At 45.7% G+C, this 12,321-nt stretch carries 9 protein-coding genes and 5 tRNA genes; 13 read left to right on the top strand and 1 reads right to left on the bottom strand.

The annotated features are described in order from the left end of the window. On the top strand, positions 1–924 hold the full coding sequence (locus tag ACF8EG_RS18095; protein WP_005455560.1) for a peptidoglycan DD-metalloendopeptidase family protein: 924 nt from the start codon (positions 1–3) through the stop codon (positions 922–924). Between the two features lie 80 nt (positions 925–1,004). Further along, complete coding sequence (gene rpoS / locus ACF8EG_RS18090; protein ID WP_005478537.1) at positions 1,005–1,994, top strand: RNA polymerase sigma factor RpoS; 990 nt, start codon at positions 1,005–1,007, stop codon at positions 1,992–1,994. 78 nt (positions 1,995–2,072) lie between these two features. Here the strand turns inward: rpoS and mutS are convergent, their stop codons facing one another. After that, entirely contained in the window at positions 2,073–4,634 is a 2,562-nt protein-coding gene (gene mutS, locus ACF8EG_RS18085) for a DNA mismatch repair protein MutS (RefSeq protein WP_017449150.1), read from the bottom strand. 84 nt (positions 4,635–4,718) lie between these two features. Here mutS and pncC point away from each other — a divergent pair, with 84 nt between their 5' ends. From pncC to ACF8EG_RS18030, 11 genes are all read left to right on the top strand, one after another. Next, a complete protein-coding gene (gene pncC, locus ACF8EG_RS18080) occupies positions 4,719–5,201 on the top strand; it encodes a nicotinamide-nucleotide amidase (RefSeq protein WP_021450025.1) in 483 nt (160 codons plus the stop codon). 200 nt (positions 5,202–5,401) lie between these two features. Further along, a complete protein-coding gene (gene recA, locus ACF8EG_RS18075; RefSeq protein ID WP_023623298.1) occupies positions 5,402–6,445 on the top strand; it encodes a recombinase RecA in 1,044 nt (347 codons plus the stop codon). Positions 6,446–6,567: 122 nt separating this feature from the next. Continuing rightward, the gene (gene recX / locus ACF8EG_RS18070; RefSeq protein WP_005455548.1) at positions 6,568–7,035 is read left to right on the top strand and encodes a recombination regulator RecX; all 468 of its coding nucleotides are present in this window, start codon (positions 6,568–6,570) and stop codon (positions 7,033–7,035) included. A 142-nt stretch (positions 7,036–7,177) separates the two neighbouring features. Next, positions 7,178–9,760 (top strand): alanine--tRNA ligase, encoded by a 2,583-nt coding sequence (gene alaS, locus ACF8EG_RS18065; protein ID WP_005455546.1) that lies wholly within the window; start codon positions 7,178–7,180, stop codon positions 9,758–9,760. A gap of 202 nt (positions 9,761–9,962) precedes the next feature. Further along, a complete protein-coding gene (locus ACF8EG_RS18060; RefSeq protein ID WP_045545344.1) occupies positions 9,963–11,150 on the top strand; it encodes an aspartate kinase in 1,188 nt (395 codons plus the stop codon). Positions 11,151–11,242: 92 nt separating this feature from the next. Next, on the top strand, positions 11,243–11,440 hold the full coding sequence (gene csrA, locus ACF8EG_RS18055) for a carbon storage regulator CsrA (RefSeq protein ID WP_004415691.1): 198 nt from the start codon (positions 11,243–11,245) through the stop codon (positions 11,438–11,440). A 243-nt stretch (positions 11,441–11,683) separates the two neighbouring features. Beyond that, positions 11,684–11,775, top strand: a tRNA-Ser gene (locus tag ACF8EG_RS18050). Positions 11,776–11,806: 31 nt separating this feature from the next. Further along, positions 11,807–11,883 (top strand) — tRNA-Arg (locus ACF8EG_RS18045). Positions 11,884–11,912: 29 nt separating this feature from the next. Further along, positions 11,913–12,004 (top strand) — tRNA-Ser (locus ACF8EG_RS18040). Positions 12,005–12,089: 85 nt separating this feature from the next. Beyond that, positions 12,090–12,166: transfer RNA gene (locus ACF8EG_RS18035), tRNA-Arg, on the top strand. Positions 12,167–12,222: 56 nt separating this feature from the next. Further along, positions 12,223–12,299: transfer RNA gene (locus tag ACF8EG_RS18030), tRNA-Arg, on the top strand. The last annotated feature ends 22 nt before the right edge of the window (positions 12,300–12,321 follow it).

The raw sequence follows: 12,321 nt of genomic DNA, 5'->3' as shown, positions 1-12,321 counted from the left end.
GTGAGTAAGTTACTGCGTCATATTGGTATTAGCTTTGTATTAGCTGCGGGACTTGTTGGTTGCGCGGCTCACTCACCTGCGCCTGTTTCCAGCTTAAAGAAGGATTATTCGAGCGTTGAGCGTGGCAGTTATAGAGGGAGTTACTACGAAGTAAAGAAAGGTGACACACTTTATTTCATTGCTTACGTCACAGATAAGGATGTAAATGATCTTGTACGTTACAACGAACTCTCTCAGCCTTACACCATTTATCCAGGTCAAAAGCTAAAACTTTGGGCTCCGAAATATGTCGCGCCAAAATATGGCCAAAAAGTTGAACCCGTTGTAGTACCTGTAGTTACAACGACACCGCCTCCAGTGGTGAAGCCAACGACGACGACAAAGCCTGTGACTTCAAGTAAAAACTCTAGTCAAAAGCCTACAACAACTCCGACTAAAGTCGCACAAAAAGAGCCGCCAAAGAAAGTTGAACAAACCAAAGCAAAGGAGTATGTTGGTTCAAAAGATAACCAACCTACTAAACCGAAGCCGCCAACAACGACGGTACAAAACGACAAAGTATCGAAGTGGTTGTGGCCGACAAAAGGGAGAGTAATCAAGAACTTCTCGGCGGGAGAACAGGGAAATAAAGGCATTGACATCGCAGGACAGCGTGGTCAGCCTATCGTTTCAACCGCAGCCGGCACGGTCGTTTATTCGGGTAATGCGCTAAGAGGTTATGGCAACCTAATTATAGTGAAGCATAACGACAATTATTTAAGCGCATACGCACATAACGACAAACTGCTGGTAACAGAAGGTCAGAGTGTAAAAAGCGGACAGAAAATTGCGACCATGGGTAGTTCAGGCGCAAAATCCGTCAAGCTGCACTTTGAAATTCGCTACCAAGGTAAATCAGTGAATCCAAAACGCTATTTACCGTAAGACTTTGAAAAACAACTTGCGAAATCATTTAGCGACATATTGAGTTGTCATGTCTTGCTAACTCGCCAGGGGGAGGCGTTATGAGTATCAGCAACACAGTATCCAAAGTTGAAGAGTTTGAATACGACAATGCGTCAGAGACGACCATTGATAACGAACTCGAAAAATCATCATCTACTACCGAAGGCAAAACAGCTGTCCGTGAAGAGTTTGACGCGAGCAGTAAAAGCCTAGACGCAACTCAATTGTATCTAGGTGAAATTGGCTTCTCACCTCTACTTACTGCTGAAGAAGAAGTCCTTTACGCCCGCAGAGCATTGCGTGGTGATGAAGCGGCTCGTAAGCGCATGATCGAAAGTAACTTGCGTTTAGTAGTAAAAATTTCTCGTCGGTACAGCAACCGTGGCCTAGCGCTACTCGATCTTATTGAAGAAGGTAACCTCGGTTTGATCCGAGCGGTTGAAAAATTCGATCCAGAAAGAGGCTTCCGTTTCTCAACTTACGCAACATGGTGGATCCGTCAAACGATCGAACGTGCGTTGATGAACCAAACTCGCACCATTCGCTTGCCTATTCATGTCGTGAAAGAGCTGAACATTTATCTGCGTACTGCGCGTGAACTTTCTCAAAAGCTCGATCATGAACCAACTGCAGAAGAAATTGCTGCTCAATTAGATATACCAGTAGAAGATGTCAGCAAAATGCTGCGTCTTAACGAGCGTATTAGCTCCGTTGATACCCCAATTGGTGGTGACGGTGAAAAAGCGCTTCTGGATATTATTCCTGACGCAAACAACTCTGATCCAGAAGTGTCGACTCAAGATGATGACATCAAATCGTCTTTGATCCATTGGTTGGAAGAGTTGAATCCAAAACAAAAAGAAGTGCTTGCACGCCGTTTTGGTTTGCTTGGCTATGAGCCGTCTACGCTTGAAGAAGTGGGACGAGAGATTGGTCTTACCCGTGAGCGTGTACGTCAAATTCAAGTGGAGGGTTTACGTCGACTTCGTGAAATCCTAATTAAACAAGGCCTAAATATGGAAAACTTGTTTAACGTCGAAGACGATTAATACTAAGCTTTCTCGAAACACAAAGGGCTATGGATAACCATAGCCCTTTTCTGTTTTAGGGGAGATTAGATATTCTCGTTAAAGCATTTTCTTCAAACGATACAGCTCTTCAAGGGCTTGACGAGGTGTTAAGTCGTCTGGATCGATGTTTGATAACGCTTGTTCAATTTCGCTAGGTTCAGGGATTAAGCTGAGCTGATTTGCTACATCCACAGTGCTTGGACGAGGCGAGTCGCTAGCTTGGCCGAGTTGCTCTAGTTGAGACAGTTTAGTACGAGCATTTTTGATGACCGTTTTAGGTACGCCAGCTAAGCCCGCAACCGCCAAGCCGTATGATTTGCTTGCGGCGCCCTCTTGAACAGCGTGCATGAAAGCAATGCTGTCGCCATGTTCTACCGCATCTAGGTGAACATTCGCTAAGTTTGGTAGTAAGTTCGGTAATTCGGTTAGTTCAAAATAGTGCGTAGCGAAAAGTGTCATCGCGCCAATTTGTGTTGCAAGCCATTCGGCACTTGCCCATGCCAATGAAAGACCATCGTAAGTACTGGTACCGCGACCGATCTCATCCATTAACACCAAGCTGTTCTTGGTTGCGTTGTGGAGAATGTTGGCCGTTTCTGTCATCTCTACCATGAAGGTTGAACGACCTGATGCCAAGTCATCTGAAGCACCGATACGAGTAAAGATGCGATCCAATGAGCCAATTTGTGCTGACTCTGCAGGTACATAAGAGCCGATGTGAGCCATCAACGCAATTAGCGCAGTTTGGCGCATGTAGGTTGATTTACCCCCCATGTTTGGACCCGTGATGATGAGCATTTTACGGCTTGGGCTTAATTCTATTGGGTTAGCAATGAACGGGTCCGAGGTGACTTGCTCTACTACCGGGTGGCGACCTGCTTGAATGTGAATACCTGCGTCTTTAACTAGAGTAGGGCGGCAATAATCCAATGAGTCTGCGCGTTCTGCTAGGTTTTGTAACACGTCCATCTGTGAAACGGCAGAAGCTAGGTTTTGCATTTGTTCAAGATGAGGCATCAGCAAATCGAACAGCTCTTCCCACAGTTTTTTCTCTAGTGCGAGTGCTTTTGATTTTGAGTTCAGAACTTTGTCTTCATGCTCTTTAAGCTCAGGAATAATGTAGCGCTCGGCATTTTTCAGAGTTTGGCGACGCACGTAATGTGGCGGTACCAAATGGCTTTGGCCACGGCTTACCTGAATGAAGAACCCATGTACGGCGTTGTAGCCAACTTTCAGCGTATCGATGCCATGACGCTCGCGTTCATCCGCTTCGAGCTTTTCTAGATACTCGGTTGCACCATCAGCGAGCTTGCGCCACTCATCCAATTCTTCGTTATAGCCTTCTGCAATCACACCACCATCGCGGATCACTACCGGCGGGTTTTCTTTGATAGCACGCTCAAGAAGTTCACATACCTCATCTATTGGCGCAGCAAATTGAGCCAACTTCACTAGGTATGGATGAGTTAAGGATGCAGTGAGCGATTCTAGTTCAGGAAGTTGTTGCATGGCATGGCGTAGGCGAGCCATATCACGTGGACGAGCAGAACGTAGAGCAAGACGCGCTAAGATACGTTCAATATCGCCAATCTGTTTTAAAGTTGGCTGAAGATCGGTAAATAAGCCTTGATCTTTAATTTCACCAATCGCATCCAGACGGTTGTTTAGCGTATCAATACAACGCATCGGTTGATGCAGCCAACGCTTTAACATGCGGCTGCCCATCGGGGTTGAGCAATGGTCGAGAACTGCGGCGAGTGTATTGTCCGTGCCGCCAGCTAAATTTTGGGTGATTTCTAGATTGCGACGCGTAGCTGCATCTAAAATTACAGAGTGATCTTGGCGATCAAACGTTAGTGAGCGGATATGTGGTAGAGCAGTGCGTTGTGTGTCTTTTACGTATTGGATCAAACAACCTGCGGCGCACAAACCAAGAGAGGCGTGCTCAACACCAAAACCGACAAGATCACGGGTGCCAAACTGCTGGTTCAGCTGTTGTTTGGCTGTATCTAGTTCAAACTCCCATACAGGGCGACGACGGTTACCGTTACGGTTCGACATCAAGTGGACTGGCTCGAAATCTTCAGGGAACAACAACTCACGCGGTGCGGTGCGTTGTAGTTCCGCCATCATGGCTTCTTCGGTTTCTGGCTCCGTTAATTGAAAACGGCCAGAAGTAACGTCTAACGTCGCATAACCAAACTTGCCGTTGTGATGGTAAATCGCAGCGATTAAGTTATCGAGACGTTCAGAAAGCAGTGCCTCATCGGTTACGGTGCCTGGCGTGACAATGCGTACTACTTTACGCTCAACAGGACCTTTGCTCGTCGCAGGATCCCCAATTTGTTCACAGATTGCGACTGACTCACCAAGCTGAACTAGTTTCGCGAGATACCCTTCCACTGCATGGAATGGCACTCCCGCCATAGGAATAGGTTCTCCGGCCGATGAACCGCGCTTGGTTAATGAAATATCAAGCAGTTGAGACGCTCGTTTCGCGTCATCATAGAAGAGTTCGTAGAAATCGCCCATGCGGTAGAACAGCAAAATTTCTGGGTTCTCAGCTTTTAGCTTGAGATATTGCTGCATCATCGGAGTGTGTTTTTGTTCAGCTTTCACAGGTAAGTTCTTTTGTTTATTTCCGTAGCGGCTTAGGATACGTGAATCCCTATCAAGTAAAAAGAGACAAAGGGCATTTTGGCTATGGAAAAAACAACAAAATTAAGTGCTGATTTAGGTGTGTTACTTGCGCGACATGGGCATGTGCTGACCACAGCAGAGTCCTGTACTGGCGGTGGCGTTGCAGCCGCAATTACTGATATTGCAGGTAGCTCCGGTTGGCTTGACCGCGCTTTTGTTACGTACAGTAATGAGGCCAAAATGGAGATGCTTGGAGTGCAGTTTCAAACACTCGAAGCGTATGGCGCAGTGAGTGAGCCGGTTGTAATCGAAATGGTGCAGGGGGCATTAAAACATTCCAATGCAACAATTGGGGTGTCTATCAGTGGCATCGCTGGTCCTGGTGGTGGCAGTGAGGAAAAGCCGGTTGGAACGGTGTGTTTTGCCTTTGCAGATAATCAGGGGTGGCAGTTAGTAGAAACCATGCATTTTTCTGGAAATCGAGCAGAAGTTCGCGAACAAGCGGTGATTCATGCATTGAGTCAATTGCACCAACACTTAATCTAGATTTTTTGGAACTGCGTAAGCCCAGAGAAAACAAGGGCTAGAGAAAACTGCACGATATTGTGAGCCAAATTTTTTTCATACAGGTATGGACACTGTATGAATCAACAGTATAATGACTTTTATTGCTGAGCAGAACTTCTGCTTAAGAAAAATGAATTACTATTCGTCGCCCAAAGAAGATGAATAAATCGGAGAAAGTAATGGACGAGAACAAACAGAAAGCGCTCGCCGCTGCGCTAGGTCAAATTGAAAAGCAATTCGGTAAAGGCTCTATCATGCGCCTTGGTGATAACCGCGCAATGGATGTAGAAACCATTTCAACGGGTTCGCTTTCTCTTGATATCGCTTTGGGTGCTGGTGGTCTACCAATGGGTCGTATCGTTGAGATTTACGGTCCAGAATCTTCAGGTAAAACAACACTAACTCTTGAACTTATTGCTGCTGCGCAACGTGAAGGCAAAACTTGTGCGTTTATCGATGCAGAGCACGCTTTAGATCCTGTATATGCAAAGAAACTTGGCGTTGATATCGATGCACTATTGGTATCTCAGCCAGACACTGGTGAGCAAGCTCTAGAGATTTGTGATGCATTAGCTCGCTCTGGTGCAATCGACGTAATGGTTGTTGACTCTGTTGCTGCTCTAACACCTAAAGCTGAGATCGAAGGTGAAATGGGCGACAGCCACATGGGTCTCCAAGCTCGTATGCTTTCTCAAGCAATGCGTAAGCTTACAGGTAACCTGAAACAGTCTAACTGTATGTGTATCTTCATCAACCAAATCCGTATGAAGATTGGTGTGATGTTCGGTAACCCTGAAACGACTACTGGCGGTAATGCGCTTAAGTTTTACGCTTCTGTTCGTTTAGATATCCGTCGTACTGGCGCAATCAAAGAAGGCGACGAAGTTGTAGGTAACGAAACGCGTATCAAAGTGGTTAAGAACAAGATTGCAGCACCATTTAAAGAAGCAAACACGCAAATCATGTATGGCCAAGGCTTTAACCGTGAAGGTGAGTTGATTGACTTAGGCGTGAAGCACAAGCTAGTAGAAAAAGCGGGTGCTTGGTACAGCTACAATGGCGATAAGATTGGTCAAGGTAAAGCAAACGCTTGTAACTACCTGCGTGAGCATCCAGAAATCGCGAAAACAATCGATACCAAACTGCGTGAAATGCTACTTTCTCCAGCTCAACCAGAAGCACCTACTGCCGGTGAGAAGCCTGAGCAAGAAGAAGAGTTTTAATCTTCTGATAGACTAAAACAAAGCCCTGCGTTGCAGGGCTTTGTTGTATTTGTCGAAATCAAAATCGAAGAAATTTAAGGCAAACGAAAAGCCTGTACAGCTAAATTACCTTTAGGATCACTATGTACCAAAAGCGACAAGCACCGACGCTATCTAGCAAAGAAGCCGCGATTCAGTTACTTAGTCGTCGAGATCATGGCTTATATGAGCTCCATCAAAAGCTTGCGATGAAAGGCTATGAAGAGGCTGATATTGAAGCTGCGATTAACTTTTGTTTAGAACACAATTATTTGGATGACTTGCGTTACGCCAAAAGCCAAGTGCGTCAACACGTTTACAAAGGTCATGGTGAGCGTCGTATTCGCCAAGAGCTTAACCAGAAGCGCGTTGCAGAATCTGTCATTGAACAAGCAATGGCAGAAGAACCCCAAGATTGGTTTGAATTGGCAAAATTGGCAGCAGAGAAGAAATTTAAAGGAATAAAGGCCAAAGACCAGAAAGAGTACGCTAAACAGGTTCGTTTCTTACAATATCGTGGCTACAGTTTTGACCAAATTAGCTATGCGTTAAGCTTTGAAGACGAAGATTAGGCGTGAATTATTCACACTGATTTTTGTTTTGCTTCAAATTTTTTCTTCTACCCCCTCTTTTCCGCAAGAAAACTAGTCTCAGCTGATTGCATGATCTACAATACGGCAAAATTCTAACTCGACTATTTTCAGGAAGAGCTGCATGTACATGAGCACTGACGAGGTTCGTAACGCGTTCCTCAAGTTCTTTGAAAGCAAAGGACACCAAATCGTAGAAAGTTCATCGTTAGTTCCACATAACGACCCAACCCTGCTGTTCACAAACGCAGGTATGAACCAATTTAAGGATTGTTTCTTAGGCTTGGAAAAACGAGCCTATACTCGAGCGACTACGGCTCAACGTTGTGTACGTGCTGGCGGTAAACACAACGACCTGGAAAACGTGGGCTTTACAGCTCGTCACCATACTTTCTTTGAAATGCTAGGCAACTTCAGCTTTGGCGATTACTTCAAAGAAGACGCGATTTCATTCGCTTGGGAATTTCTAACAGACGTTCTTAAGCTGCCTGCAGACCGTCTATTGGTGACCGTTTACGAAACTGATGACGAAGCATTCGATATCTGGAACAAGAAAGTAGGTGTTCCTGCAGATCGCATCATCCGCATTGGCGACAAGAAAGGTGGTAAGCCATACGAGTCAGACAACTTCTGGCAAATGGGTGACACTGGTCCTTGTGGTCCATGTACTGAAATTTTCTACGATCACGGTGAGCACATCTGGGGTGGCCGTCCTGGCACACCTGAAGAAGATGGTGACCGTTTCATCGAGATCTGGAACAACGTATTCATGCAGTTCAACCGTCATGCTGATGGCACGATGGAACCGCTACCAAAACCGTCGGTAGATACAGGTATGGGTATCGAGCGTATCTCTGCAATCATGCAAGGCGTTCACTCAAACTACGAAATCGACGTATTCCAAGCTCTTATCAAAGCAGCCGCAGAAGTGATCGGTTACGAAGACCTATCAAACCAATCGCTACGCGTTATCGCTGACCACATCCGTTCATGTTCATTCCTGATTGTTGATGGTGTTATGCCTTCAAACGAAGGTCGTGGCTATGTTCTACGTCGTATCATTCGTCGTGCTGTTCGTCACGGTAACAAGCTAGGTGCGCAAGGTGCATTCTTCCACAAATTGGTTGGTGTACTAGCTGACATCATGGGCACTGCAGGTGAAGAACTGAAACGTCAGCAAGCTGTCGTAGAAAAAGTACTGCGTATCGAAGAAGAAAACTTCGGTCGTACGCTTGAACGCGGTATGGCGATTCTAAACGAAGCGCTAGATAACTTAGATGGTAAAGTGCTCGACGGTGAAACCGTATTCAAACTTTACGATACTTACGGCTTCCCAGCTGACTTGACTAACGACGTTGCGCGTGAACGTGAGTTCGCGATTGACGAAGAAGGCTTCGAGAAAGCAATGGAAGAGCAGCGTCAGCGTGCGCGTGAAGCGGGTCAGTTCGGTACAGACTACAACGCAGCAATTAAAGTTGATACACAAACTGAATTCTGTGGCTACGTTGGAACAAAAGGCTCTAGCTCAGTGGCTGCAATGTTCGTTGAAGGCAACGAAGTGGATTCTCTATCTGCTGGCGACAAAGCGATCATTGTGCTTGGTGAAACCCCATTCTACGCTGAGTCAGGCGGTCAATGTGGTGATGCGGGTGAAATCCGCACTGAAGCTGGTGTATTCCGAGTAGAAGATACTCAAAAGTTAGGCAACGCAATCGCACACCACGGTGTTATGGCGGAAGGTGTTCTAGCGAAAGGCGATGAAGTCGCTACTATCGTTGACGCAGAACGTCGCGCAGCTATCTCTCTAAACCACTCAGCAACGCACTTGCTACACGCCGCACTTCGTCAAGTTCTTGGTGAGCACGTGACGCAAAAAGGCTCTTTGGTTAAAGCAGAAAACCTACGTTTTGACTTCTCTCATCTAGAAGCGGTAACGGCGGCAGAGCTAAAAGAAGTTGAACGTCTAGTGAACGCGCAAATTCGTCGCAACCACGTTATTGAAACCAACGTGATGGACATTGAGTCTGCGAAGAAGAAAGGCGCAATGGCACTATTTGGCGAGAAGTACGATGATGAAGTACGCGTACTGTCTATGGGCGATTTCTCTACAGAGCTTTGTGGTGGTATCCACGCTTCTAACACTGGCGATATCGGCTTATTCAAGATCACCTCTGAGAGCGGCATCGCGGCGGGCATCCGTCGTATTGAAGCAGTAACAGGTGAAGCAGCTCTAGATGCGATCGAAGCTCAAGCTGCAAAATACGAAGAGAAACTAGCAGAATCTGCACAAAAAGCGAAAACGCTAGAAAAAGAACTTCAGAAGCTTAAAGACAAGATGGCTGCTGCTGAAAGCGCAAACATCATGGGTAAAGCAGTGGAAGTAAACGGCACGAAAGTACTGGTTGCTGCACTAGAAGGCGCAGATAGCAAAAACCTACGTACAATGGTTGACGACATCAAGAACCAAATGGGCTCAGGTGTTGTGCTTCTAGCAAACGTAACTGATGACAAAGTTGGCTTGATTGCTGGTGTGACGAAAGATCTGGTAGGCAAAGTTAAGGCGGGCGACCTCGTTAAAATGGTTGCAGAGCAGGTTGGTGGTAAGGGCGGTGGTCGCCCTGACATGGCGCAAGCTGGTGGTACTGATGTGTCAGCATTACCAGAAGCGATCAAAACTGTTCAGCCTTGGCTAGAAGAGCGCTTATAAGCATTACATAACGAATTTACGCTCAATCAAGTTTCTTTGATTGGGCGTAATTTTTTTACGGTAACCAAGTGGTTTAATTGACCGAAAAATAACCAGGTCATTTAAGCTGCTTGGTTTTTGTTGTAACTACCGCTTATATAATTTCAACTAGTGGAATATAAGTGGTCCGAATGAGACTTTGGTCTTGGGAAGGTGAAGACTGGTGAAAAAGCCCCTTATCGTGCAAAAGTTTGGTGGAACCTCCGTGGGTTCAATTGAAAGAATCCACCAGGTCGCTGAACACATCATTAAGGCGAAAAATGATGGTAATCAAGTTGTCGTAGTTGTGTCTGCAATGTCAGGCGAAACAAACCGACTAATGGACCTAGCGAAACAAGTAGATAGTGTTCCTACGGCTCGAGAACTTGATGTTTTGCTCTCTGCTGGTGAGCAAGTGTCAATGGCGTTATTGGCGATGACACTCAATAAACTGGGCTATGTAGCTCGCTCACTTACCGGAGCACAAGCGAACATTGTGACGGATAATCAACACAATGACGCGACGATTAAACATATTGATACCTCAACGATTACGGATTTACTTGAACAAGATCAAATCGTCATTGTCGCAGGTTTTCAAGGTGTGAATGAAAATGGGGATATCACCACATTAGGTCGAGGCGGCTCTGATACGAGCGCCGTGACGCTTGCAGGCGCATTGCGCGCTGACGAGTGTCAAATCTTTACCGACGTTGATGGTATTTATACTTGTGACCCACGTGTAGTGAAAAATGCTCAGAAAATGGCGGTCATTGACTTTCCTTCAATGGAAGCAATGGCAAGTCGAGGAGCAAAAGTTCTACATTTACCTTCTGTGCAGTTCGCATGGAAGAATAATGTACCGCTACGCGTGCTTTCGACCTTTGAAGTTAATGAAGGCAGTTTGGTTAAGGGGGAATCAGGCCATCAAGCCGTCTCTGGTATAGCCATTCAACGTGACCTTGCCATTATTGAAGTCGATAAAGAACATTTATCTAGTGCTACAAAACAATGTCAGATGTTAGGCATAGACATTTGGAATGTGATCGAGGAAACAGAACGAACAGGTATCATGATAAAACAAGAAGCATGTGCCAAGTTCGATCTGGTGTTCAGCGATAAAATCCGTAATAGTGAAGCTGTAAGCCTGTTAACCGCTGTAGGGCTTGAAGTCAATGGAATGGTGGAACATGCATGCGGTTTGTTGGCTCAGCAAGATATTGCGATCAATTTCTGCGCAACGAATGCACTCACTATGATGCTGGTATTGCCACCTGAGAGTGTGGATACAGCAGCAAACATTCTTCATGATGCTTACATTACGTCTAGTGAAGCATTGAACATTCAGCAAAAACATGCCTTTTTAGGCTGATTTTCCGTGACAAGGTAGTTTACGAAAATATAACTTTTGTTGGATAATAGCTTTGTAGCAAGAAAATTTAGAGATTACTCAAGGAGCAAAGAATGCTAATTTTGACTCGCCGCGTAGGCGAAACACTTATGATTGGTGATGAAGTGACTGTAACTGTACTAGGTGTTAAAGGTAACCAAGTACGTATCGGTGTTAACGCTCCGAAAGAGGTTTCAGTTCACCGTGAAGAAATCTACATGCGCATTCAGGCTGAAAAAGGCAATGGCAACGTTGCTTCAGGTAACTACTAAGTCGCTCCTGTTTACAGAGCTTAGTTTGAATGAAAAAGGCTAGCCGATCGGCTAGCCTTTTTAGTTTCTGATAAATGTCATTTTTTAAGAGAAGATTCTCTTTTTTTCATCATAATAGAGTGATAAGGTTTGTTTTATAGTCACTTTGATTAAATCTGCATCGGTTAAGCGTTTTTTGCGTTTTTTTTCAAAGAAAGTGTTTGACATATTTTCGGTAAAACGTAATATGTGCCTCCGCAAGACGGTGAGGTGGCCGAGAGGCTGAAGGCGCTCCCCTGCTAAGGGAGTATACGGTTTATCCCGTATCGAGGGTTCGAATCCCTCCTTCACCGCCATTCTTGCAACGTTGATTTATCAACAAAAAGTGCGTCCTTAGCTCAGCTGGATAGAGTACCTGGCTACGAACCAGGCGGTCGGAGGTTCGAATCCTCCAGGACGCGCCATATCTCTTTTGAGATATAACAATGAAAACGGTGAGGTGGCCGAGAGGCTGAAGGCGCTCCCCTGCTAAGGGAGTATACGGTTTATCCCGTATCGAGGGTTCGAATCCCTCCTTCACCGCCATTCATTGACTGGCCCGATGGCCTTTTTTTTGTTTCGCAAGAAATGAATGTGATTTACTTCACAACTTCCTAGCAAGAAGATCTGCGCGTCCTTAGCTCAGCTGGATAGAGTACCTGGCTACGAACCAGGCGGTCGGAGGTTCGAATCCTCCAGGACGCGCCACTATTTAATAATTCGTTTGATAAACGGGTTATACAAAGTAAAATAAAGATTATTGCGCGTCCTTAGCTCAGCTGGATAGAGTACCTGGCTACGAACCAGGCGGTCGGAGGTTCGAATCCTCCAGGACGCGCCACTCTTTAGGGTTTCCTTGTGAA

The organism is Vibrio sp. YQ_11, assembly GCF_043103065.1.
GTDB lineage: Bacteria > Pseudomonadota > Gammaproteobacteria > Enterobacterales > Vibrionaceae > Vibrio > Vibrio parahaemolyticus.
This window is presented reverse-complemented; position numbering and strand designations above follow the sequence as displayed.